25 protein-coding genes, 1 tRNA gene and 1 pseudogene are annotated in these 23513 nt (G+C 62.7%); 13 read left to right on the top strand and 14 right to left on the bottom strand.

The window, feature by feature from the left end; all coding sequences use genetic code 11:
- Positions 1-214: 214 nt before the first annotated feature.
- The 3 genes from FJW04_RS26050 to FJW04_RS26040 all read right to left on the bottom strand — a co-directional run bounded on the left by FJW04_RS26050 (position 215) and on the right by FJW04_RS26040 (position 2430).
- Positions 215-1198, bottom strand: a complete 984-nt coding sequence (locus FJW04_RS26050) for a glycosyltransferase family 2 protein (RefSeq protein WP_140717553.1) — start codon at positions 1196-1198, stop codon at positions 215-217.
- 16 nt (positions 1199-1214) lie between these two features.
- Positions 1215-1760, bottom strand: a complete 546-nt coding sequence (locus FJW04_RS26045) for a dTDP-4-dehydrorhamnose 3,5-epimerase family protein (protein ID WP_015318234.1) — start codon at positions 1758-1760, stop codon at positions 1215-1217.
- A 154-nt stretch (positions 1761-1914) separates the two neighbouring features.
- On the bottom strand, positions 1915-2430 hold the full coding sequence (locus FJW04_RS26040) for an outer membrane protein assembly factor BamE (protein ID WP_015318233.1): 516 nt from the start codon (positions 2428-2430) through the stop codon (positions 1915-1917).
- 114 nt (positions 2431-2544) lie between these two features.
- Here FJW04_RS26040 and FJW04_RS26035 point away from each other — a divergent pair, with 114 nt between their 5' ends.
- The 8 genes from FJW04_RS26035 (at position 2545) to FJW04_RS30090 (ending at position 7769) form a co-directional block, all read left to right on the top strand.
- The gene (locus tag FJW04_RS26035; protein ID WP_140717551.1) at positions 2545-3087 is read left to right on the top strand and encodes a ubiquinol-cytochrome C chaperone family protein; all 543 of its coding nucleotides are present in this window, start codon (positions 2545-2547) and stop codon (positions 3085-3087) included.
- A gap of 3 nt (positions 3088-3090) precedes the next feature.
- Positions 3091-3639, top strand: coding sequence for a DUF177 domain-containing protein (locus FJW04_RS26030; protein ID WP_140617048.1), 549 nt, complete (start codon positions 3091-3093; stop codon positions 3637-3639).
- Positions 3640-3752: 113 nt separating this feature from the next.
- Positions 3753-4823 carry a phosphate acyltransferase PlsX gene (gene plsX, locus FJW04_RS26025; protein ID WP_140617047.1) on the top strand — a complete coding sequence of 357 codons (1071 nt, stop codon included), beginning with the start codon at positions 3753-3755 and terminating at the stop codon, positions 4821-4823.
- A gap of 9 nt (positions 4824-4832) precedes the next feature.
- A complete protein-coding gene (locus tag FJW04_RS26020) occupies positions 4833-5804 on the top strand; it encodes a beta-ketoacyl-ACP synthase III (RefSeq protein ID WP_015318229.1) in 972 nt (323 codons plus the stop codon).
- A gap of 101 nt (positions 5805-5905) precedes the next feature.
- Positions 5906-6229 (top strand): integration host factor subunit alpha, encoded by a 324-nt coding sequence (locus tag FJW04_RS26015; RefSeq protein WP_010915609.1) that lies wholly within the window; start codon positions 5906-5908, stop codon positions 6227-6229.
- A 215-nt stretch (positions 6230-6444) separates the two neighbouring features.
- A complete protein-coding gene (locus FJW04_RS26010; RefSeq protein WP_015318228.1) occupies positions 6445-6984 on the top strand; it encodes a MerR family transcriptional regulator in 540 nt (179 codons plus the stop codon).
- A gap of 88 nt (positions 6985-7072) precedes the next feature.
- Positions 7073-7375, top strand: a complete 303-nt coding sequence (locus FJW04_RS26005; protein ID WP_015318227.1) for a hypothetical protein — start codon at positions 7073-7075, stop codon at positions 7373-7375.
- A gap of 256 nt (positions 7376-7631) precedes the next feature.
- On the top strand, positions 7632-7769 hold the full coding sequence (locus FJW04_RS30090) for a hypothetical protein (RefSeq protein ID WP_157163662.1): 138 nt from the start codon (positions 7632-7634) through the stop codon (positions 7767-7769).
- 272 nt (positions 7770-8041) lie between these two features.
- Here the strand turns inward: FJW04_RS30090 and FJW04_RS26000 are convergent, their stop codons facing one another.
- Positions 8042-8656: a hypothetical protein gene (locus FJW04_RS26000; RefSeq protein WP_015318225.1), complete on the bottom strand. Its 615-nt coding sequence runs from the start codon at positions 8654-8656 to the stop codon at positions 8042-8044.
- Between the two features lie 276 nt (positions 8657-8932).
- Between FJW04_RS26000 and FJW04_RS25995 the strand changes: the two genes are divergently transcribed.
- Together FJW04_RS25995 and FJW04_RS25990 are read left to right on the top strand one after the other, a co-directional pair.
- Positions 8933-9217 (top strand): helix-turn-helix transcriptional regulator, encoded by a 285-nt coding sequence (locus FJW04_RS25995; RefSeq protein ID WP_140717549.1) that lies wholly within the window; start codon positions 8933-8935, stop codon positions 9215-9217.
- 199 nt (positions 9218-9416) lie between these two features.
- Positions 9417-9878 (top strand): YbaK/EbsC family protein, encoded by a 462-nt coding sequence (locus tag FJW04_RS25990; RefSeq protein ID WP_140617044.1) that lies wholly within the window; start codon positions 9417-9419, stop codon positions 9876-9878.
- 98 nt (positions 9879-9976) lie between these two features.
- On the opposite strand, the gene FJW04_RS25985 is transcribed toward FJW04_RS25990, so the two are convergent.
- The 5 genes from FJW04_RS25985 to FJW04_RS25965 form a co-directional block, all read right to left on the bottom strand.
- Positions 9977-10053, bottom strand: a tRNA-Pro gene (locus tag FJW04_RS25985).
- Positions 10054-10089: 36 nt separating this feature from the next.
- Positions 10090-11379 (bottom strand): O-antigen ligase family protein, encoded by a 1290-nt coding sequence (locus FJW04_RS25980; protein WP_140717547.1) that lies wholly within the window; start codon positions 11377-11379, stop codon positions 10090-10092.
- Complete coding sequence (locus tag FJW04_RS25975; protein WP_140717545.1) at positions 11376-12911, bottom strand: undecaprenyl-phosphate glucose phosphotransferase; 1536 nt, start codon at positions 12909-12911, stop codon at positions 11376-11378. The genes FJW04_RS25980 and FJW04_RS25975 overlap by 4 nt, the downstream gene beginning before the upstream one ends.
- 86 nt (positions 12912-12997) lie before the next feature.
- Positions 12998-14128 (bottom strand): glycosyltransferase, encoded by a 1131-nt coding sequence (locus FJW04_RS25970; protein WP_140717543.1) that lies wholly within the window; start codon positions 14126-14128, stop codon positions 12998-13000.
- A 10-nt stretch (positions 14129-14138) separates the two neighbouring features.
- On the bottom strand, positions 14139-14702 hold the full coding sequence (locus FJW04_RS25965; RefSeq protein ID WP_041163468.1) for a polysaccharide biosynthesis/export family protein: 564 nt from the start codon (positions 14700-14702) through the stop codon (positions 14139-14141).
- 253 nt (positions 14703-14955) lie between these two features.
- Between FJW04_RS25965 and FJW04_RS25960 the strand changes: the two genes are divergently transcribed.
- Entirely contained in the window at positions 14956-17256 is a 2301-nt protein-coding gene (locus tag FJW04_RS25960) for an exopolysaccharide transport family protein (protein ID WP_140717541.1), read from the top strand.
- Between the two features lie 80 nt (positions 17257-17336).
- Here FJW04_RS25960 and FJW04_RS25955 read toward each other — a convergent pair whose 3' ends face one another.
- Positions 17337-18566 (bottom strand): GNAT family N-acetyltransferase, encoded by a 1230-nt coding sequence (locus FJW04_RS25955; protein WP_140717539.1) that lies wholly within the window; start codon positions 18564-18566, stop codon positions 17337-17339.
- Between the two features lie 89 nt (positions 18567-18655).
- On the opposite strand from FJW04_RS25955, the gene FJW04_RS25950 reads away from it, so the two are divergent.
- On the top strand, positions 18656-19714 hold the full coding sequence (locus tag FJW04_RS25950) for a polysaccharide deacetylase family protein (protein WP_140717537.1): 1059 nt from the start codon (positions 18656-18658) through the stop codon (positions 19712-19714).
- 24 nt (positions 19715-19738) lie between these two features.
- Here the strand turns inward: FJW04_RS25950 and FJW04_RS25945 are convergent, their stop codons facing one another.
- Positions 19739-19954 carry a DUF2842 domain-containing protein gene (locus tag FJW04_RS25945; RefSeq protein ID WP_015318215.1) on the bottom strand — a complete coding sequence of 72 codons (216 nt, stop codon included), beginning with the start codon at positions 19952-19954 and terminating at the stop codon, positions 19739-19741.
- A gap of 153 nt (positions 19955-20107) precedes the next feature.
- On the opposite strand from FJW04_RS25945, the gene FJW04_RS25940 reads away from it, so the two are divergent.
- Complete coding sequence (locus FJW04_RS25940) at positions 20108-21199, top strand: COX15/CtaA family protein (RefSeq protein WP_140717536.1); 1092 nt, start codon at positions 20108-20110, stop codon at positions 21197-21199.
- A gap of 201 nt (positions 21200-21400) precedes the next feature.
- Here the strand turns inward: FJW04_RS25940 and FJW04_RS30495 are convergent.
- From FJW04_RS30495 to speB, 3 genes and pseudogenes are all read right to left on the bottom strand, one after another.
- Positions 21401-21508 (bottom strand): annotated as a pseudogene (locus FJW04_RS30495) (3'-kinase); the annotation flags it as partial.
- Positions 21508-22434, bottom strand: coding sequence for an N-acetyl-gamma-glutamyl-phosphate reductase (argC, locus tag FJW04_RS25930; protein WP_140717534.1), 927 nt, complete (start codon positions 22432-22434; stop codon positions 21508-21510). The pseudogene FJW04_RS30495 and the gene argC, both read right to left, overlap by 1 nt.
- 30 nt (positions 22435-22464) lie before the next feature.
- Positions 22465-23472, bottom strand: a complete 1008-nt coding sequence (gene speB, locus FJW04_RS25925; protein ID WP_015318212.1) for an agmatinase — start codon at positions 23470-23472, stop codon at positions 22465-22467.
- Positions 23473-23513 lie beyond the last annotated feature (41 nt).

Here is a 23513-nt window from a genome sequence, read left to right as displayed (position 1 = left end):
GCGAGGCGTCACCCGCGGCCGAACCGGCAACCTCCAGACAATTCGTCCCGACACCGAAATAACCAGCCCATTCAAACCATAAAAACAAAACCCCGCCAAAATTGACGGGGTTTGTCAGCAGTCTGACCCGCGGGGAGCGATCCCCGCGGGTTTTTTTCATGTCAGCTGACTGGTCGCTTGGTCCGGCATCTGGGCGCCGCGTGCGCGACAGCCGCTATTCTCCGGTTTCTTCCCGCTTGCTGCCTCTGCGGTACATAGCCAACAGATCATCCACGGTCGGCTCCCGTTCAGGCATGGGCGGCAGGCCGCGTACCTTTCGAAGCATGGAGACAAAAGCACCGCGTTGGTATTTGCGGCGAAACTCGACGGATCTCGGATGAATGCCGCATGCAGCCCAAACCCTTCGTTTCAGATAACTGGATTTCTTCAGGCGAGACGGCACCGCCGCTGCGGCAAGAACCTTGACACGTAGGTCGTCCGGTATGCGCATGCGGTCAATGAGTTCCTCCTGCTCCATTGCCGTGTCATCGAGATAACTGCCGCTGCGCTGGCCGGAGAAGATACTCAGCACCGTCAGGTGCGGCATGGTCGCGATCACGGCTCCCTTTCGCCAGGCCCGGAAGAGCCAGTCCTGCGAACTTTCGCATGAGCATTCGCTGGCAGGCCGCCAGGGGCCGAGCCAGTCCAGCGACGCCCGCCTGACCACCTGTGCCGATCCGTATCCGGCCGTGACGACGGGATCGTAAAAACCGTCTTTGCCCATTCCGTAAATCGAGGTCTTGAGAGCATCGTCTCTCGTCCGCACCGGTTCGATGATGGCGCCACGAGCGATGACGACATCCGCGCCGGTCGCATCGATCCATCCCGTGGTTGCCGCCAGATGATCCGGAAACCAGAGGTCGTCGTGATTGAGCACGGCGACAAGCCGGCCGCGCGCCCTGGCAAAACCGATATTATTGGGGCCGGATTGCTCGCCGAAATTGACGGGCAGGTCGATATAGAAGATGCGCGGATCGGCGAATTCGGCGATGATCGCCGGTGTCTCAGGGCGACAGTCGTCGCCGATCACCAGAATTTCAAAATCCTGCAGCGTCTGGCGCAAGACGCTGAACAGCGTCTGTCGCAAGGCTGCGGGACGATTGTGGGTGGCGATCACCACCGAGACGAGCGGCACGCGCTGCCCTGTTGCATCGAACAAGCGCGATCCTTCCACGCTACACCAGCTTGTAGGGGATTTGTTCGGTGTCCGGTGGCAGGCGCCAATGGTCGGGCGCGTCGTAGGCATAGGCCTTGTCGACGAGATTGAGCAGCAGGGCGATCTCCGGCCCGAGCGCCGTCACGCCGTGCCACACGCCTGGCGGGATTATGACGATCGCCGGCCGCAACGCGCCGAGTATCTTGTGCCACACCGTGCCGAAACTGGGCGAAGCCTTCCGGCCGTCATAGAGCGATATGCGGACGCTGCCGGCACAGCAGAAGAGCCGATCCAGCGTCACCCTGTGCGCATGCCAGCCGGTTACCGCGCCTGGATACATCGTGCGTTGAAACACCTGGCCGACAGGCGATGGATCAAGTCCCCACTCATCCCGAAAGACCTCGGTCAGATAGCCGTTGGATGTAGCGACCGGCCTGATTTCCTTGATTGTGACGCCATCGATCGACGGCGGATCGATGGCAAGCCAGTCTGATGTCACCGTCTGCCGGTCGGGTGTCCCGGTCGCCATCCAGCCAACCGGCATCGCATGGTCGTCACTGCTCATGTCCAAATCCCCCAGCCTGACGGTTTGATATGGGTTTGCCCCATCACTGGCAAGCCGGGCCCCGTTAACAAAAACCCGTGGGATCGCTCCCACGGGTTTTTGGTCGCCTGAGACATTTCTGTTCCCCAAAGTCAGGGAAGCAGGATTCTAGGGATCAGGGGGTGCCGCCGCCGGGAATGCCGGGCGCCAGCTTGCTGGCGCCGTTGATGATCTGGCTGAGGAAGTTCTGGTCCTTGCCGCCGGTTGGCGTGGTGCGCGAAATGAAGTCGAAGATCTTGCCGTCCTTCAAGCCGTAATTGGCGATCTGGGTGACGCGGCTGTCCGGGCCGAAATAGACCGCCAGCACTTTCTGGTCGACCAGCCTCGGCTTGTCGAACGCGACGTAGCGCTTGCGCGTCTGCGAAATATAGTAAAACGCCTCATTGTCGAAAGTCGCCGTGGTCGACGGCGTGCCGAGTGCAAGGAGCACCTGCTCGCGGCTGGAACCGACCGGCACGGAATCGATCGCCTGCTGATCGAGGACATAGCCTTGCGTGAACGTCTCGCTCGGACTGAGGTCGCCGATCATCTTGTTGGTGTGGCATGCCGACAGCGCCGCTACGATAGCCAGCAGCGAGATCGCGCCGGCAGCCCTGGAATTGAAACCCGACTTGAAATTCAGCGCGCGCAACAACAATTCTCCATTATATCGCCGCAACTTGCGCTGGGCCGCAAAACCGGTAAACCAGCTTGCTTGCCGATGCAACAAGGCCAATTCAACAAACGGTCCCCGGAGACCATCCCCATGTTCCAGCGCCTTTTTGGCCGCGAACGCCACGCCAACCGCGCCATCACCGACGCGCTTTACGCACAAATCGTGGCGGCGGCGCGGCAGACTGTTTTTTATTCCCACTGGAATGTGCCGGACACGCCGCTTGGCCGTTTCGAGATGCTTTCGCTGCACATGTTCCTGGTCCAGCACCGCTTGCGCGGAGAGGACGGCGTGGCGCAGGAGATCGCACAGGTGCTGATCGACGAATTCTTTCTCGACGTCGATCATTCGCTGCGGGAACTGGGCATTGGTGACGTGGGTGTGCCAAAACGCATGAAGAAGCTGGCGAAGATGTTCTATGGCCGCACCGCCGCCTTTGATGATGCGCTGGAACGAAACGACCATGACGGTCTGACCGCGGCACTTGCCCGCAATGTCCGTCCCGACGCCGGCGGCTGGCCGGAAGCGTCACGTTTGGCCGGGTATGTCGCCGACGCCAGCCGGCAACTGAGTGCGCAGCCGACCGAATCGATCGTTGCCGGCACTGTGGCGTTTCCCGTAGCCAACGGAGGCTGATCGATGAAAAACGTGGATATGCAAAGTCCGGTATCCTTTTTCGCCAATGTCGCGCGTCTGCCGCACAAAGGGCTGCCGGTTGTGATCGAGGCCGATGCCGCGCAGCGCGCGGCACTTGCCGAGGCCCATGGGCTGCTGTCGGTCGAAGCCTATCGCGCCGAACTGCTGGTTACGTCATGGAAGCGCAACGGCGTTAAGGTCAGCGGCCGTGTCGAGGCGGACATTACCCAGGCCTGCATCGTCACGCTCGACCCCATCGAAGCGCATGTTGAAGAGCCGTTCGAGGCGCTGCTCTTGCCCGAGGACTCCAAACTCGGACGGCAGGGATTCGAAGGTGGCGGCGAAATCCTGCTCGATGCCGACGGCCCCGACAGTCCCGAGACATTTTCGGGCGACACCATCGATGTCGGGGCACTTGCCGAACAGTTCTTCGGCTTGGCCATCGATCCGTATCCGCGCAAGCCCGGCGCCTCGATCGGCGCCGATGACGACACCGGACCGGCCGAGAATGAATTTCAGCAAAAACTGCGATCCTTGCTGCGAAAATCCTGAAAACCTCGCTCGCGACGGAAAAGTCGGTTGTGCGACAGCCTAAAACCGCTATTTTCGCCGAACCTTTGCGATCACTAAAACGACTTGCCGCCTAACCGTGAGATGAATACCGCGTGATCAGGATTTCCATCGATGCCATGGGCGGCGATCACGGACCAGCCGTGGTCATTCCGGCGCTCATGACGGTCGCGACCCGCCGTCCCGACATCCGCTTCGTCATCTACGGACGTGAGGAACTGGTGCGCCCGGAACTCGCCAAATTCCCCAAATTGTCCGAGGTCAGCGAGTTCTTCCACTGCGAGATCGCGGTCAGGATGGATGACAAGCCGAGCCAGGCGCTGCGCCATGGCCGCTGGAAATCGTCGATGTGGAAGGCGGTCGAGGCGGTGAAGTCGGGCGCCGCGGATGCATGCATCTCCGCCGGCAATACCGGTGCGCTGATGGCGATGTCCAAATTCTGCCTGCGCACCATGGCGACCATCGACCGCCCGGCGATCGCGGCATTATGGCCGACATTGCGCGGCGAAAGCGTGGTTCTGGACGTCGGCGCCACCATCGGCGCCGACGCGCACCAACTCATCGACTTTGCCATTCTCGGCACCGGCATGGCGCGTTCTGTGTTCGGCATCGCCCGACCCACGGTTGGCCTGCTCAATGTCGGTGTGGAGGAGATCAAGGGCCAGGAAGAGGTCAAGGAGGCGGGACGCATGTTGCGCGAAGCCAATATGGCCTCGATGAATTACCATGGCTTTGTCGAAGGCGACGATATCGGCAAGGGCACGGTCGACGTCGTGGTGACGGAAGGCTTTGCCGGCAATATTGCTCTCAAGACGGCGGAAGGCACCGCGCGCCAGATAGCTGGCTATCTGCGCGCCGCGATGAGCCGCACCCTGATGGCCAAGATCGGCTATGTCTTCGCCAAGGGCGCCTTCGACCGCCTGCGCGAAAAGATGGATGTCGGCCGCTCCAATGGCGGCGTCTTCCTGGGGCTGAATGGCATCGTCGTCAAAAGCCATGGCGGTGCCGACTCGGACGGTTTCGCCGCGGCGATCGAACTCGGCTATGACATGGTGCGCAACAATCTGCTTGATCGCATCGAGGCCGACCTCGACCTGTTTCATGCGCGCAACCCGCATGCCCTGACATCAAGGAAATCCGACGTCGTTACCGACGCAAGGGAATAGGAAAGAATTTTGATCAGATCAGTTGTGCGCGGCACGGGCGCCGCGCTGCCCCGCCGCATCATGAAGAATGCCGATTTTGAAGGTATGGTCGAGACCTCCGACGAGTGGATCGCTCAGCGCACCGGCATCCGCCAGCGCCATATCGCGGCTGATGACGAGACGACGGCTTCGCTGGGCGAGGCCGCGGCGCGTGCCGCCCTTGCCGATGCGGGATTGACCCCGGGCGATATCGATCTGGTCGTACTGGCGACCTCGACCCCCAACAACACGTTCCCGGCTACCGCGGTCGAGATCCAGAACCGGCTCGGCATGCAGCACGGTTTTGCCTTCGACATGCAGGCGGTATGCTCGGGTTTCGTCTATGCGGTGACGACAGCCGATCTCTACATCCGCGGTGGCCTTGCAAAGCGCGTGCTGGTGATAGGCTCGGAGACCTTCTCACGCATCCTCGACTGGAGCGATCGCTCGACCTGCGTGCTGTTCGGCGATGGCGCCGGTGCGGTCGTTCTGGAAGCCGGTGAGGGGGCCGGCACGATCGCCGATCGCGGCGTCCTGGCGGCCAGCCTGCGTTCCGACGGCTCGCACAAGGAAAAGCTTTTCGTCGACGGCGGACCGTCGACGACGGGCACGGTCGGTCATCTGCGCATGGAGGGACGCGAGGTCTTCAAGCACGCGGTCGGCATGATCACCGATGTCATCGAGGCGACCTTCTCGGCCGCCGGTATTACCGCCGACGATCTCGACTGGTTCGTGCCCCATCAGGCCAATAAACGGATTATTGACGCTTCGGCCAAAAAGCTCGGGATAGCTGAGCAAAAGGTGGTGGTGACCGTCGATTTGCACGGTAACACGTCCGCTGCTTCCGTACCGCTGGCGCTGTCGGTGGCCGTCGCCGACGGCCGCATCAAGAAGGGAGATCTGGTGCTCCTGGAGGCGATGGGCGGCGGCTTCACCTGGGGCGCCGTTCTGGTTCGCTGGTAAGTGCAGAACGGTCCGGTTTCGGTCCTTGACCTTGCCGGATCAATTACTTAGGCTCTGCCGTTGTTGTGCCGATTTTATGTTTGAGCTGATGGGACGGTCGCATGGGGGGAAAGACACTTACGCGCGCCGACCTTGCCGAGGCCGTCTACCGAAAGGTCGGTCTGTCGCGCACTGAATCCGCCGAACTCGTCGAGGCGGTGCTGGATGAAATCTGCGAAGCGATCGTGCGCGGCGAGACGGTGAAGCTGTCGTCCTTCGCGACATTTCATGTCCGCTCCAAGAATGAGCGGATCGGGCGCAATCCCAAGACCGGGGAGGAAGTACCGATCCTGCCGCGCCGGGTGATGACCTTCAAATCGTCCAACGTCCTGAAGAACCGCATCCTGCGTTCCCACCAGAACAGCAAGGCCAAGGGCGGCAAATAGCCTCCATTGCACGGTTGAAAACCGGCTCCGCGACAACGGCGGACTTGAATATTGCTTCACAAACCGCTGAAATAAGACCCGATTCGGCAGCATGGCCGGATGGGTGTTCTGGCTTATGATCGATTCCGCACCTGCGGAGCAAGCTCTGCTCATTGTTGAGCGGGATCTCGTCTGAGCACCGTTCCGGGCTATACGCCAGCGTGAGGATTTCGCCCATGGACAAGAGCCCTGACGCCTTCCGCACCATCAGCGAGGTCGCTGAAGATCTCGACCTGCCACAGCATGTGCTGCGTTTCTGGGAGACGCGCTTCAACCAGATCAAGCCGATGAAGCGTGGCGGCGGCCGCCGCTACTACCGGCCGCAGGATGTCGAACTGATCAAGGGCATCCGCCATATGCTCTATGACCAGGGCTACACCATCAAGGGCGTGCAAAAGCTGCTGCGGGAAAACGGCAATCATTTCCTGGTCGCCATCGGCAATGGCGACATGGCCGCCGTCGAGGCGATCTCGCAGCGCAAGCAGGCCGATCAGGTGCCGCTGACGCCGGCAGCCCAACCGCGCGGCGGAGATGACGAACTGGTTGGCCAGCCAAGGGTCAAGCCCAGCCGCCGCTTTTTCGGCCTGGGCAAGGGCGACGAGGAAGGTCCGGTTGCGCCGGACGCGTCGAAGCTCTCGCGTGACAACCGCGCGCTGCTGCAGGAAGCGCTGTTTGACCTCCTGGAATGCAAGCGCCTGCTCGACCAGGTGCGCTGACCGCCGCGAAGCGCTTTAAAGCCTCGAAACTGGAACTCGCTTTGGGGTGAGGCGTTACGTTTCCTTCTGCAAGACAAGGAAACGCATGATGGCATCATTTTCGACCCTTTCGGACATCGACCTCGAAAAGCAGGTCGCGGCTCTCTCGAGGGAACTCGCCGCGTTGCGCAAGGCAGTGTCGAAGCGGGGTGGCGCTTACTATGAAGACGGCCGTGATGCTGCTCTTGATACGTATTCGGATCTTGCGGAGCGTCTGCGCGATGCCATGCCGGCAATCCGCAAACAGGGCAGGGTGATCGAGAAATCGGCACGCGAACATCCGGCGGCGGCCGCAGCGGTCGGCCTTGTCGTACTCGGTCTGGTCGCCAGCCTGCTGTTCAGCCGGCGCTGACTGCTACCCAAGAATTTCCAGAGAGAAAATGGCGGCTCGCCCTCCGGCGCGGCCGCTATTCCCATTGACGTCAGCGGTTTGCGATACCGCTCCGGAATCTGGCCGAAGCGCGTCGGCGTAGAGGCGCACGGCACCGCTGTGCTGCCGGTGCAGAAAGGCGGATCGATCGATCCGCCACAGCCGCTCGATTTCCGCGGCGATGGCCGGGTTTGTCCAGTAGTCCCGGCCTGGCATTGTGACCAGGAGAAAACCAGCCTTGGACAAGAAGCCAGGGCTGGTCTTCTCGTTGCGGTGCTTAGGCCTTGTTGCCCATCTTCTTCATGTGATGATGGTGGTGGCGATGATGGTGACGGTGATGATGGTGGTGACGATGGTGATGATGCTTTGCCATTGAGGCCGCGTCCGCGCTTGTCGCGCCGACCACCGGCACCGCGAAAGCGATTGCAGCTGCAAGCCCGAGGGCCGAGAGGAGGGATTTCTTCATTGGATCGTTTCCTTTTTTGCAAGCAGGTACGATCGGGCCGATATCCCGACCGCCGCGAACGGAATTACGCTCCCGAATTTTTTCGTCAGTATTTCCCGATTGTAGAATCTTGTTTCTGAACTGTTTCCCAGGAACCGGCTTCCTGCCCCATGATCGCTAGGGCCGAAGCCGGCTGCTTTGGCTTACATGGGCGGGATCACACCATTGTTTCCGACCACGACGCGGCTGGAACTCAGCGTGCCGTCCGCCTCGCGCTGAGCGGTAACGAAGACCGTCGCACTTGGTTTGAGATCGGTCGGGGCGGCCGGCGCGAAAGTCACGACAGGCGTGCCGTCGGGGATCGAGATATTCTTCGTCTGCCCATTGTCATAGGTCAGCGTCACGGCACGCCCGTTTATGTCGGTGACGTCCGCGACGGTGCCGTTGGTCATGCGGCTGTTCGGCTCCAGGTCCCAGGGGCGATCACCCTCGCCAGTGCCTTTCAAGGCCGCTGGAAAGACCACCACTTCCAGCGCGCCGCTGCCGCCGTCAGCCTTGGAGACGGAGGCGATGCCGACGAAATCGCCCTGCTTGATGTCTTTTACCGATGCGTTGGCGACGCCTGAAAGCTTCCAGCCGTCTTTCAGCTTGATCGCGGCCGTGTCGCCTTGACGGGTTTTCACGGTCAGCAGCGACGGCTCGAAACTGACCACCGTGCCGCGCACGCGCAATGTGTCCGCCGCGTGCGCGCTGGCCACACCGATGCCGGAAAGCATGGAAATGGTGCCGAGCACGAGGAGAGGTGTCTTGAGGTTCATTGGAGTATCCTTTTGGGAAAGGCTGGCCGGAAGGAATGGTTTCACGCCAGCGACGTCGAGATAACGAACGGGTGGGGCGAAACTGCCGGGCAAAACCCGCTCGCGCGTTCAAAACAACTTGATCGGGACAGGGCGTGGCAGCCCCATGGGCATCCGGGTCACGATGCCGTGACGGCCAGATTGGCGCTTGGCAAATCGCTGGCGAGAGGGCATCTTCCTGCTCGTCTCAGGCAACATCCCATTTTGATCAAACGCTTTCAGCCAACGGAGTTGCCAATGCCCAACAATGCAAAAAGCCACGCCCCCTCCGAACCATTAGCCAACGAGATCGGACCGGACTACAACGCCCTCAGGGCAATGCGGGAAACGCGCGGGTACAGCCTCGAAGCGCTTTCGCTGACCTGCGGCCTCTCGGTCGAAGAGATCGAGGATATCGAGAGCGGCCGGGCGGCCGACCCGGCGAAGCTGCGTCGTATTGCGTCCGCGCTTCGTCTGCCGCAGGATGCTCCTATTGCTTCCGCCGTACCGACGCTGGCCGCACAAGGCCGGCCTCAGGCATAGAATCGGCGCCAGGGCATGCGCGAGAAACCCGCCAAGGTCGCTTGGCGGGTTTCTTGTGGATGCCATGGCGTTCGCCTGCAGGCCGGGCTTGCCGATTTGCAGAACTTGCCGATTTGCAGATCGCACGTGTCCATACGCGGCATCCATCCGCGCCAAACGCATCCGCCGTGCAGCGGGTCTGAACCGTGAGTTTTTCGACATGAGCCTGGATTCCGTCGGTGCCTTCTTCGCGGCTCGCGCGCCTGATATCGAGGTCGTCGTCACGCAATCAAGTTCGGCGACAGTGGCGCTGGCGGCGGAGGCGCATGGTGTGTTGCCGGCGCAGATCGCCAAGACGATCTGTCTTCGCGTCGGCGAGCGCACCATGCTGGTCGTGACCAGCGGCATCGCCAGGCTCGACAACCGCAAGTTCAAGGACCAGTTCGGCGGCAAGCCGCGCATGCTGGACGCGCAAGAGGTTGTCGCTGCCACGAGCCATCCGGTCGGCGGCGTCTGCCCGTTCGGCCTGCCGTCGCCGCTGCCGGTTTATTGCGACGTCTCGCTGCGCCAATTCGACGAAGTCGTCCCCGCCGCCGGCGCCACCAATGCCGCTGTCCGGATTGTACCACAGCGCATGGCCGATCTTACCGGTGCCGAGTGGGTCGATGTGTGCCAAGCGTAGCGCCGGATCCAATCCAGAGCCGGCGGGCAAAGGAACAGGCGATTCGAAAATTGGGTGATGCGGCAGGGCGGACTTTTGGGGACAAGTCCTGCATAAAATGGTCGGAGTGGCCGGATTCGAACCGACGACCCCTTGACCCCCAGTCAAGTGCGCTACCGGGCTGCGCTACACTCCGGACCGGTCGCGATGTATCGTGATAACCCGGCTCGGGTCAACCGAAATTCGGCGTTAATCGTACCGGTGCCGATGTGATGGCTGGTGGACCCGGCAATACCGGCCGCAATAGCCGCTGATGGCGGTATTCGAGCGCTATGGCGCCCCAGATCAAGCCGAGCAGCAGATACATATGGCGCCAGTGGTCGATGTCGATAAAGGTGCCGAGCCCGACATTGCCGATGAAGGCGACGTAGGCGCATAGGAGGTAAGGCTGCCACGGCCGGTCGCGCAGCAGGATGCGGAATCCGGCTGAGATCGTCCAGACGACCAGCGTCAGGAACGAGACGAAGCCGAGCCAGCCATAGTCCATCAGCATCTTCAGCCAGATGTCGTGTGTGTCCTCGCCGAAGATCGTGCCGAAGACCAGCGGCCCGATGCCGAATGGGTGCTCCATCGCCATCTGAAAACCGAGCGTGTAGCGGGCGAAGCGGCCCAGGCGTGCGGTGTCGTAGCTCTGTTCCAGATGCGCGCGGCTGGAGAACATCTCCGACACACCGGGCAGTTGCAAGATGATGATGATTGCGATGGCCAGCAGCGACAGCGCGGCGATCGTCATGATCACCACCCGGAGCCGGAACATGCCGCTGGCGCTCTGCAGGAACAGGCAGCCGGTGAGCAGGATGGCCGAGACCGCGAACATGCCCCAGGCACCACGCGAGAAGGAGAAGAAAATGCCGGCGCTGATGATCAGCAGCGGCACAGCCAGCAGCGGCATACGCGTGACTGGGCCCGTCAGCAGCAAATAAAGCAGATAGATGCCGGGCAGCACCAGGAACGGCCCGAACACATTCGGGTCCTGGAAGGCGCCGGCGGCGCGGTCGTATTTGGTGAAAATTTCGGCACCGGGGAAGGCGTGGAAATAGCCCGCTATGCCAAGCAGCGACGTCGCCACCGCCGAAACGACATAGGCATTGAAGATCAGCCGGTAGAGGTTCGGCTGCGTGGCCGTAACCGATGCGAAAAACACCGCGCTGAAAGCGAGAAACAGCGACACGGCAAGATAAAGCGGGGTGTTGGCGAGATCCGCCATCTGCGTCATGGAAATCGTGCCGCCGATGTTCATCGTCACCAGCAGCACCAGAAGCGGCATGGCCGCGCGCGATATCCTCAGGCCGAACAGCGCCCAGATGGCGATCAGCGCGGCCATGTAGATTTCGTAAGGCGCCGGCTCGCTGATGACGAAGCCGGACAGAAGAATGCCGAGCACGACCGCGCTCGAGGAGATCAGCGTGATCAGCTTGGCGTTGACCGCCGCACGCGGCAGATCATGGCTGATCGCGCTCAATAGGCGTTTTCCGTGTTCAAGAGCCGGACCGGCGTCAGGAACAGGATCCGCAGGTCGAAAAGCAGCGACCAGTTCTCGATGTAGTAGAGGTCGTATTCCGTCCGCATGCGGATCTTTTCATTGGTGTCCATCTCGCCGCGCCAGCCATTGATCTGCGCCCAGCCGGTGACCCCCGGCTTGACCTTGTGGCGCGCGAAATAACCGTCGACCACCTCGTTGTAGAGCAGGTTGTGCGACTGCGCGGCAATGGCGTGCGGGCGCGGACCGATGAGCGACAGCGAGCCCAGCAGCGAGTTGAAGAACTGCGGCAGTTCGTCGACAGAGGTCTTGCGGATGAAGCGCCCGACGCGGGTGACGCGCGGATCGTTCTTGGTCACCGTCTGCTTGGCGGTCGGATCCGACCGGTCGGTGTACATGGAGCGGAACTTGTAGACCTCGATGATCTCGTTGTTGAAGCCATGCCGCTTCTGCTTGAACAGCACCGGTCCCTTGCTGTCGAGCTTGATGGCGATCGCGGCGGCCAGCATGACAGGCGAGAACACGACGATGCCGATGAGGCTGAAGATGATGTCGAAGGCCCGCTTGGCGACCGAATCCCAATCGTTGATCGGCTTGTCGAAGATGTCGAGCATCGGTACTGAACCGATGTAAGAATAGGCGCGCGGACGGAATTGCAGCGCGTTGGAATGCGCCGACAGCCGGATGTCGACCGGCAACACCCACAGTTTCTTCAGCAATTGCAGCACGCGCGATTCGGCGGTTAGCGGCAACGACACGATCAGCATGTCGATGCGGGCAATGCGGGCGAATTCGATCAGTTCCGAAATCGTGCCGAGCTTGGGATAACCGGCGACGAGGGATGGCGAACGCTTGTCGCTGCGATCATCGAAGATGCCGCAGATGCGGATGTCGTTGTAAGGCTGCTTTTCCACCGAGCGGATGAGCACTTCCGCCGCCTTGCCGCCGCCGACGATGACGGCGCGCCGTTCCATGCTGCCATCGCGCGCCCAGCGCCGGATCAGCCTCGACATCACCAGCCTGAGACCGAAGAGGCAGACGAAGGCGACGACGAACCAGGTGCCGAACAGCAGGCGCGAATAGTCTTGCGACATCTTCATGGCGAATGCTGTTAGCGCCATCAGCGCGAAGGTGCCGGCCCAGACCAGCAGGATGCGCCCAAAATTGGCGATCGGCCGCATCAGGGACACCACCTGGTAGCAATCGGTGACATCGAGCAGCACCACGGCGAGGAACGATGCGGCGGCGATCGTCAGCGGATATTGCCAGGCGAGATAATTGAAGAAACCGACATAGTAGAAATAGACGCCGAGCCCCGAGACGAACAGCACCGCGAATTCGACCATGCGCAGCACGCCGCTGACCATGATCGGCGACATCGTATCGCGCCGGTATTGCGACGCGACCTGCCGGGCAACGTCGTTCATGCCGCCCGGCTTGTCGCCATCGGCAGGCCCGTCGAAGTGACGCACCGCTTCTGATGAAAAGCGGTGCGCGGGGTCGATCTCGTTCATGGAACAGTCCGCAAGCTTCCCAGGGTGATTAGCAAAAGAGAGCTAAGAAACCCTTGAAACAACCTGTGGCTTTGGAAGGGCCCGAGCTAACTTTCGAGCGCGGCGAAGTAGGCCTTCTCGATTTCGGCGGCCATGACGTCGGCGCCGAAGCGCGCCCTGAGCGTGGATTCGTCAGGCATCAATCGGCGATAGGTGGCAAGGTCACCCAGCGCCTGGCTCATTTTGTCGGCGAGCTCGGCCGGATCCGGGCGAATCAGGGCGGGGGAGCTTGAACCGAAAATCTCCGGTATGCCGCCGACCGAGGTCGCGATAACAGGTCTTGCCGCGGCAAGTGCCTCCAGCACGGTATAGGGCATGGCTTCCGCGCGCGAAGGAACGACGACGAGCGCCCCCAGCACAAAGGCCTCCCGGGCCGGCATTGGCGGCAGGAAACGGACATTGTCTTCAAGCCCGAGGCGTTTCACCTGCGCGTGGTAGCGGGGCAGGTCGTCGCCGTCGCCGACCATCACCGCACTCGGTGCGCGGCCGAGCCGGGGAGCGGCGGCGGCCAGGGCATCGATGAAGATATCCGGGCCCTTGAGGTCCCGCATCATGCCAATATAGAGCAAATCAGCCGCATCGGCCCTGGCGGCTACCGGCTCGAATTCGGTGGTGCGAAGTCCATTGTAGACCAGCGTGTTCGGGATCGGCGGTTCACCCACCTTCCTGCGGTAGGTCCGCCGCTCGTAGTCGGAGACGAACAGCAGGCAATCGGTGAAGCGCGCCATGAGATACTCGAGCGCGAAGAACAGCTTTCCGGTGGCTGTGTTCTCGTCATAGTGGAGAGAGCCGCCATGCGGCGAATAGAGGCGGGCTACGCGAGACCTTGATACCCGCAACAATGAGCCGAACAGACGGGCATAGGCGCCACCCTTGGCGCCATGTCCGTGCAGCACGTCCGGCCGCAATTCCTTGATGATCCTGTAGGTGCGCCGGGCCGAGGCGAGGTCGCCCGGGCCGACGTGACGCTGCATTGGCGTACGATGGATGCCTAGCGCCAGCACGTCCTCCATCTGCCCGAAAAGACGCTCCTCGAATTCACCGCCGGTGGTCGAGTCGCAGACGATGCCGACCATGTGGCCGGCGGCGACCTGCGCTTCCGCCAGGTCGCGCACGTGCCGGAAAATTCCTCCCACGGGTGAGCGAAAGCAGTGGACGATCCTGAGCTTGTCCGCCACGAGGTGTCTGTCAGAACAGACGTTCGCGGACGTAGACGGTATCTCCCGGCAGCAGGGGATCGGAGGTGACCACACGGCCAGTTATCACCTTGCCGTTGATATCGCGGGTGATGTCGACGCTCTCCTGGTTGGCGCGTGGCGTGAAGCCCCCGGCAATGGCGATGGCCTTCTGCACCGTCAGGCCGGGCACGTAGGAATACTGGCCGGCGGCGCCCACTTCGCCCATGACGAAGATCGGCCGGTAACGATCGATCTCGACCGAGACGTCGGGGTCGCGCAGATAGCCCTGCCGCAATTTGTCGGCGATCTCCTTTTCCATCTGCTGCGCGGTATGGCCCCGTGCCGGTATGGCGCCGACGAGCGGGAAGGAGATATAACCGGACTGGTCGACGCTGTAGCTGTTGGTCAGGCCCTCCTGTTCGAACACAGTGACGCGGACCCGGTCGCCTGCGCCGAGGCGATAGGGCTGTTCGAGGACCTCGTGGAAGGCGGCCGGCGTCGGCCGGTAGCTGGAACAGCCGGCGAGCATCGAAACGGCAAGCAGTGCGCGAAACAGGGAAGCAGTGCTTTTCATGACCGGACAGGTACCTTCGACTGGCCGCTGCGATGTCGCAGCAAACATCTGGGATCGGGTCCGTTATCATCCTGTTAGGGTTAATGGCCGGTAAAGGAGCGCGCCAATAGCGTTTTAGCAGGCAAGGTTTTGCTATTTTATCGATTTTTTTGTCGGCCCCGGCAAAATCCTAACGGAAGCTTACCGTGATCTTAACGGCTGGGTTACCATAGTTGTTTACGGTGCATGCTGATCCAGTTTCGGAGTGGGATGCATGTCCGTTCAATCCGCGGCCGCAGACGTCGACGTTGATCTTAGGCAGCTCTTCGCCAGCCTGGGACGCAACTGGCTGCGGATTCTGGTCTTCGTTCTGGTGGTGACGGGGCTTGCCTTCGTGGCTGCGTCGTTCGCGACCCGCCATTACAAGGCCCAGACGCAGGTGGAGATCGCCCCGCGAGAATCGGTCTACACGCGGCCCGCCAGCAGCAATCCGGACAGCGACAAGCCGATCCTCGACGAGCAGGGCGTTGCCACCCAGGTCCAGATAATTTCGTCCAACGAGATCCTCAAGCAGGTCGCGCAGAAGCTCGGCCTGTCGCGACTGCCCGAGTTTGACGAGACGATCAACATGTCGTCGCTGAGTCGCGTGCTGATCCTGCTTGGCCTTAAGAACGACCCGATGGATGTTCCGGCCGATGAACGTGTCCTGAAGAAGATGCGCGAGAAGCTCAACGTCTACGGCGTTGAAAAGACTCGCATCATTGCCATCGAGTTCTCCTCGGAAGTTCCGAAGCTCGCGGCCGCCATCCCCGATGCCATTGCCGCCGCGTACATTGCGGGGCAGGGCGCGGCCAAGAGCGAATCGAACACCGCCGCCGCCGACTTCCTGGCGCCCGAGATCGCCGATCTGTCCAAGCAGGTCAGGGATGCCGAAGCCAAGGTCGCGGCTTACCGCTCGCAGTCCGACCTCCTGATGGGCGGCAACAATTCCACCCTGGCCACCCAGCAATTGGCCGAGCTGTCGACCGAGTTGTCGCGGGTGCGGGCCAACCGGGCCGCGGCCGAAGGCACGGCCGAGAGCGTGCGCAAGGCGCTGCAGAACGGCGGATCGCTGGATTCGCTGCCGGAAGTGCTGTCTTCCGATCTGATCCAGCGCTTGCGGGAGCGCCAGGTCGAGCTGCGCGCCAACATCGCCGATCTGTCGACGACGCTGCTTGACAATCATCCGCGTGTTCGCGCGGCCAAATCGCAACTGACCGATCTCGACGCGCAGATCCGCAGCGAAGCCCAGAAGATCATGAAGGGCCTGGCGATGCAGGCCGATGCCGCCAAGGCGCGCGAAAGCCAGCTCGTCGCCGACGTCAACACACTCAAGGCTGCTTCGGCGCAGGCCGGTGAGCAGCAGGTCGGTCTCGACGCGCTGCAGCGCGATGCCGCCGCCAAGCGCCAGCAGCTCGAACTCTACCTGACCAATTATCGCGAGGCGGCGTCGCGTCAGGATCGCAACTATATCCCGGTCGACGCCCGCATCGCCTCACCGGCTTCGGTCCCCGCAGAGCCATACTTCCCCAAGGTCGGGCCGATCGTCGGTGCTGCCGCCGCGGCTTCCCTTCTGCTGGCGGCCGTGTTCACGCTGCTGCGGGAGCTTTTCTCGGGCCGTGCCATGCGCCCGGCCAGGGGCGCGCGGTTTGAGCCGATCGACGAGGTGACGATGCCGCCGGCCGCCTATCAGGAGCCGTCCACCCGCCTCGAACCGGCTGTCGCCACTGAGCGCGCCACTCGCACCGCCGACGTATCATGGCCCGAAACGGTCACCGAAACACCGGCCCAGCCGCGGCCCGCCGCCGAGGTCGAGCCCGTCGCCAAAGCGGAGCCTATCGTCGAGCCTGAACCCTTGACCAAATCTGGACCCTTGGCAGAGCCTGAGCCCACGGCTGAGCCGGAACCCGTGGAGGTTCGGCGGCCGCGCTCCGTGCTCGGCGAGATCGACGTCGAGAAGGCAGCCGAGAAGCTGATCGCCAGCGGGGCCGCGCGCGCCATATTCGTTTCCCCCGAGGGCGATGAAGCGGCGGCGTCGGCGATCCTGGTGGCGCGCGAGGTTTCCGACGCCGGACTGCGCGTCCTGCTGCTCGACCTCACTGCCTCAGGGGCTGCCTCGCGCCCGATGCTGGACAGCGGGCTTTTCCCCGGCATCACCAATCTGCTGGCGTCGCAGGCGCAGTTCAGCGACGTGATCCATGGCGACCTCTATTCCGACTGCCATGTCATCCCCGTCGGCACCGCCGATCCGGTCCGTGCCATGCGTGCCGCCGATCGGCTGCCGATCATAATGCAGTCGTTGACAACAGCCTACGATCTGGTGGTGGTCGAGTGCGGGCCGGCCGATGCACAAGGCATCAGCCGTTTGGGCGGCGAGGCCACCGAGGTGTTCTTGTCCATGCTGGAGGCCGACGACGAGGTGACGCAGGCCGCGGTCAAGCTGATCGAGAGCGGCTATCCCGACCTGACGCTGGTGACGCCGCTCGGCCACGAGCCGCCAGGCAATCCGGTGCCGGGGCGGCGTTCGGCTGCTTGAGATAACAGCTGTTCAGAGGCCCATCAGGTCTATTCGAGTTCCTGCGTCGTCACATCGAATATCCTGTTGGCGTATTGGGGCTAGTTTTCGTCTTCCGTGGGCACGGGCGCTGTCTGTCCAACGGCCTTGCGGCGCAGCAGCTTGGTGAGCTTCCAGATTGTCGGGCTGTTCTTGACAAAGGCCTTCAGCCGCGCGCCCTGCCGAAGCGCCTGTCCCAGCGCACGGCCCTTGAGCGTCAGTGGGACGAGGACGTCGAAATGCCGGGTTTCGATATCGCACCATAACCGTTTGTAAGGCTCGTCTCCGACGGAGAAATCATAAACCGCGAACCCGCTCCGGCAGGCATCCTGGATGTTGTCGAAGAACAGGAAGTCGCCCGGGCTGGTGTGGGCAAGATCATCCTCGGCGATCGCTCCGAACTCGCAGATCAGCCGCCTGCCCGAGCGGCTCGCTCCAGTGACGGCGCGCAGCTTGCCGGCGACTTCCAGCCCGTGCAGCACGAAGCAAGGCTTGTCCTCGGCAAGTGCTTGCTTGAACAGCCCGCGGAAGAAGGCGCGTGTCCGGTCGTCACCGAAGACGTTGGCGATGCCCATCTTGCGGAAGCGCTGTTCCTTCATATCGAAGAACGCGTCGAGCAGCCTCTCCACGTCGCCGTCGCTGCTCGCCTCGATGCGCCGGTAGCTACCGACAGCCCCGAACTTGCGCGTCTGCGAACGATGCTTCTTGCGTTTGCGCTTGCCGCTGGCGCGCAGCAGCAGCGCATCGAATCCGCCGCTGAGGTCGACGGCCAGCGAAAGATTGGGGCTGGCGAAGTGATCGAGCGATGCCAGCGGATTGGCGATGCCGTCGAGATCGGGCAGCAGTCTTTCCAGCGCGATGAGATCGATGTCGGGCCGGAATTTGGCGATCGCCGCGAGCATCGATCGGATGGCCGTGAGGTCGCCGCTGGCCAGCCATTGCGGCTCGGCGGCGCAGAAATTGCCATTGGCGTGGCGGCCGCCCATGAACTGGGCGACCCGCAACGGGCCGCGCTTGACCACCTCCAACGCCAGTGCGAAGGCCGGCTTGCCCTCCAGTTCCAGCGTGGCAATGAGCAGATCGGGCCTGACCTCGGCGGCCCAATTCAACACCCATGCCGCACTTTGCGCTGGAGCATAGAGCGCCGAACGACAGAACGTCGCATATGCCGCGAGCCCCTCGGCGGCGGCAATGGAAACCAACGGCCCCGCGGCATTTCTGGGTAGCGTGCGTGGCGAGGCCTGGCTCGCCGCGAGCCGCTTGCCATCAAATGACGCGGTTGCGTCAACCATACCTCAATCCTTAAGGCGTATTGATCCCGATTTGGGGCGCGCTCGGGCGTATTCCGTGCTTGGTTAGCCTAGGCGCAAAAGGTGAATGAATGATCGACGGTGAGGAGGCAATCCGGAAACTGGCGCTCAACGTCGCCCGTTATACCGGCCTCGCACCGCTGGCCAGGCCGTTTGTCGGCGGCATTGGCGCCATCCTGATGCTGCATCGCGTGACGGCGACGCCCGAAAAGCCCGACAGCGTCAACCGGCACCTCAACATCGCGCCCAGTTTCCTCGATGCCGTGATCGCCGACATGAAAGCGGGCGGCTATGCCTTCGTTTCGATGGATGAAGCGGTGGAGCGTATCGAGGCAGGCGGCAAGGGCGGCCGGTTCGCCACCATCACCGCCGACGATGCCTATCGCGACAACATGACCGAGGCCCTGCCGGTGCTGGAAAAGCATGGCACGCCGCTCACCATCTATGTGGCGCCCGGGCTGATCGATGGCTCCGCCCACCTTTGGTGGGATGTGGTGGAGGATATCGTCAATGCATGCGACCGCCTGACTTTGGCCACATCGAACGGCCCTGCGGTGATCGATTGCGGGACCCCCGCCAGGAAACATCAGGCCATTGCCCGCCTGCATGCCTATTTCACCACCGAGGTCCGCGAGGAAGACCTGCGGACCGTGCTGCGCGGTCTCGCCGCGTCGCATGGTGTCGACGCCGACGCCCCGCGCCTGCGCACGCTGATGAACTGGGATGAGATCCGCGCCGTCGCCGCGCACCCTCTGGTGACGATAGGCGCCCACACGATCAGCCACAGCAATCTGAAGCGGCTTTCCGAGGCCGATGCGCGGCGCGAGATCGGCGCCGTCAAGGACATGCTGCGGACCGGACTTGGCGAGGAGCCGCGCCATTTCGCCTATCCCTATGGCTATGCGAGCGCCGTCGGCTGCCGCGAAGTGGGCTTTGCGCGCGACGCCTGCTATGCCTCCGCCGTGACCACCCGCCACGGCGTGCTGCGCGCCGAACATGCCGGCTTCCTGCATGCCTTGCCGCGCATTTCGGTCAATGGCCGCTACCAGAGCCTCGCCCACATCCGCACCATGCTGTCGGGCGTGACGACCCCGCTCGCCAATGCCGGCAAGATGCTTGTTACAGTCTGACGTAAGGCATGACTGGGCAGGGCTTCAGCGCTTAGTCCGCGGCTCCAGCATCAGCCATTTGATGATGCCCATTGCCGGCAGCACCCAGAGCAGGCCGCTGACGAGGAAGAACAGGAATTGCACCAGTGCGCCCGATTCCGACAGGCGGGCGACGGCGAAGATCGAGGCGACCAGCGCGTAGATGATGACCAGCGCCAACAGCAGGAACATTCCGATCAGTTTTTTCAGGCGAATGGGCATGTCTTGGCCTCGTTGATGGCTACCGCTTAGGCCCAACGCAAGGCACGCGCAACCCACGACACCGGGCGCGACGGCGTGCCGCGCTGCGCGGCCTTGCCAGCAGGAGTGCGATGGTTCACCAATCCGCGACATTCAACCTGCCGGGACATATCCATGGCCGCCATCACCGCCGCCGCGCCTTATCAGGCCCGCGACCGCGACCTGCACAACCGGGCACTCGTGCGCGGCTGGCTCTATGTCGTGCTCCTGGTGCTGTTCGCGCTGGTGCTGGTTGGCGGCGCCACGCGGTTGACCGAATCCGGCCTTTCGATCACCGAATGGCAGCCGATCCATGGCGTCGTCCCGCCGCTCAACGACGCCGAGTGGCAGGAGGAATTCCAGCGCTACCAACAGATCCCGCAATACGCCGAACTCAACAAGGGTATGAGCGTCGAGGCGTTCAAGCCGATCTTCTGGTGGGAATGGGCGCATCGCCTGCTGGCGCGCAGCGTCGGCCTGGTCTTTGCCTTGCCGCTGCTGGTCTTCTGGGCGACGCGTCGCATCGAGCGCGGCCTTGGGCCGAAACTGGTCGGCATTCTGCTTCTCGGCGGCCTGCAGGGGGCCATCGGCTGGTGGATGGTGGCGTCCGGCCTGGTCGACCGCGTGTCGGTGAGCCAGTACAGGCTGGCGACGCATCTCACGCTGGCGGCACTTATCTTTACCGCGACCATGGTCGTCGCGCGTGGCCTTGCGCCGCATTCCGAGCCCGCGGCCGATCGCTCGACGCAGCGGCTGGCTGCTTTCATCGTGCTTCTGGCGCTGGTCCAGATCTATCTCGGCGGCCTGGTTGCCGGTCTCGACGCCGGCATGAGCTACAACACCTGGCCGCTGATGGACGGCCGGATCATTCCCGGCGATCTGCTCGTGCTCGAGCCGGCGTGGCGCAATTTCTTCGAAAGTCCGAAAACGGTGCAGTTCATCCATCGGCTTGGCGCCTATACGGTCTTCGCCGTCGCGCTCTGGCACATGATCGCCACGCGTCTGCGTCTGCCCGGCTCAACGCATGCGCGACGCGCGACACTGTTGTTCGTTCTAGTGCTGGTGCAGGCTTCGATCGGTATTGGTACGCTGCTGATGCAGGTGCCACTGCACATGGCGCTGACCCATCAGGCTTTCGCGCTCGTCGTGCTGGGCTTTGCCGCCGCGCATTGGCGCGGCACCAAGGGCGCCTATCCCTTACCCAACGAGATTGCCGTCGGACGTTGAGTGCAGCCGATCACATCCAGAATTCGTTCGACTGGGTCGTCTTCTCGCCGTCGAATTCAGCCTGACGCAGTGCGGCGGCGGATGGTGCCGATTTGTCCTGGTCGGCTTGGCCGCCTGGTCCTGATTTGCCTTGGCAACCCTGTCAGCGGCCTTGAGCGCATCGAGCCTGGCCTGGGCCACGGCGATATGCACCTGGCGGTCTGGGGAGCCGTCCTCGAGCCGCACCTTCCAGATGCCGCTCGAAAAGGTCTCGGCCATGAGTTCCGGTTCGCTGACCTTCCAGCGCGCTGGAAAGGCTGGTGCATCCATCAGAGACCGAGCATCAGGTCCATGTTCTGGACGGCCGCACCCGAAGCGCCCTTGCCGAGATTGTCGTAGACCGCCAGCAGCAGCGCCTGGGCTCTGCTGTCGTTGGCAAAGACATAGACCTTCATGCGGTTGGTGCCGTTGTAGATCTCCGGATCGATGTCAGGCACGCGTTCCAGATGCGTATAGGGCGCCACCTCGACCACGCCGCCTTGGATCGCGGCGAAATGGTCCGCAATGGCGGCGTGAAGTTCGGCACCCGTCGGCACGCGGTCGAGGCCACCGAGCTGCAACGGCACCACCGTAATCATGCCTTGCGCGAAATTGCCCACCGCCGGCTGCATGATCGGATCATGCGACAGCTTCGCATAGGCCTTCAATTCCGGCACGTGCTTGTGCTGCAGGGTCAGGCCATAGGGCAGGAATTCCGAAGCGTCCTCGCCCTTGGCGACATAATCCTCGATCATCGGGCGCCCACCGCCCGAATAGCCCGTAATGCCGTTGACCGCGATCGGGAAACTGGCCGGCAGCAGGCCTGCGGTGACCAGTGGCCTGAGCGTTGCGATCGGCCCCTGCGGCCAGCAGCCGGGATTGGCGACGCGCTTGGCCGTGGCGATCTTTTTCGCCTGCTCCTTGTCCAGTTCGGCGAAGCCATATTCCCAGCCTTCGGCCACGCGATGCGCGGTCGACGCATCGATGACCTTGGTGGTTTCGTTGGCGATCAGCGAGACGCTTTCCTTGGCCGCATCGTCGGGCAGGCATAGGATCGCGATATCGGCGGCGTTGAGGAATTCGGCGCGGGCGGCCGTTTCCTTGCGGCGCTCGACCGGGATGGAAATGATCTCCAAATCGCCGCGCTCGGCAAGCAGCGCCCGGATCTGGAGGCCGGTGGTGCCGTGCTCGCCATCGATGAAGATTTTCGGTTTCATTGCCTGATCAAATTCCCTGATATCTCGAAACTATATGCCGTTGCCATGATTGACCGTGGCGCCATTGTGGTTGCCGTTGTTCAGCTCCTCGAGCCGGGCCTTTCGCTCGGCCAGCAGACCGAGATATTGCATGGCCACCATCGAGCCGGCGATCGCCGTTATATCGGCGTGATCGTAGGCCGGCGCAACCTCCACGACATCGGCCCCGACAATATCGACCTGGTTCAGCTGGCGCAGCGTCGACAGGATCTTCGCCGACGACGGGCCGCCCGAAACCGGCGTGCCGGTTCCCGGCGCATAGGCCGGATCCAGGCAGTCGATGTCGAAGGTCAGATAGGTCTTCTTGCCACCGGTGCGATCGACGATCGCGTAGGCGATGTCGGAGGCGCGCATTTCCTCGATTTCATGGCCATGGAGAATCTTGATGCCGAATGTGTCGGGCGCATGGGTGCGAATGCCGATCTGGATCGAGCGATCGGGATCGATGATGCCTTCCTTGACCGCGCGGCCGACGAAGGAACCATGGTCGATGCGCTTGCCGTCATCGGGCCATGTGTCCTGATGGGCGTCGAACTGCACCAAGGCCAGCGGTCCGTGGATGGCGGCGTGCGCCTTGAGCAGTGGCCAGGTGACGAAATGGTCGCCGCCGAGCGTCAGCAGGAAGGCGCCCGATTTCAGGATCTTGGCCGCCTCGCGCTCGATCGTGCCGGGCGTCTTCTGATGGTTGCCCGAATCGAGCAGGCAATCGCCATAATCGACCACGGCAAGGTGTTCGAACAGATCGCGCGAGAACGGGTATTGCGGGTCGTTGTCGAGGATCGCGGAGGCGCGGCGGATCGCCTGCGGCCCAAACCGGGCGCCCGGTCGGTTGGTGACGGCGGCGTCGAAGGGAATGCCCCACACCACCGCATCCGCGCCCTTCACGTCCTTGGTGTATTTGCGCCGCATGAAAGACAGCGCGCCGGAGTAGGTCGGCTCGAGGGCGCCACCCGTTTTGGAGCGGGCGGTGAAGGCATGGTCGATGGTGTTGGTCGCCATTACGGGTCCTCGTTTTCATCGGGGTGCAACAACTACAGAAC

It is taken from the genome of Mesorhizobium sp. B2-7-3 (genome assembly GCF_006440715.1).
In the GTDB taxonomy this organism is placed as follows: Bacteria; Pseudomonadota; Alphaproteobacteria; order Rhizobiales; family Rhizobiaceae; genus Mesorhizobium; species Mesorhizobium australicum.
The sequence above is the reverse complement of the archived record's forward strand: the minus strand, read 5'-3'. Positions and strand labels throughout refer to the sequence as shown.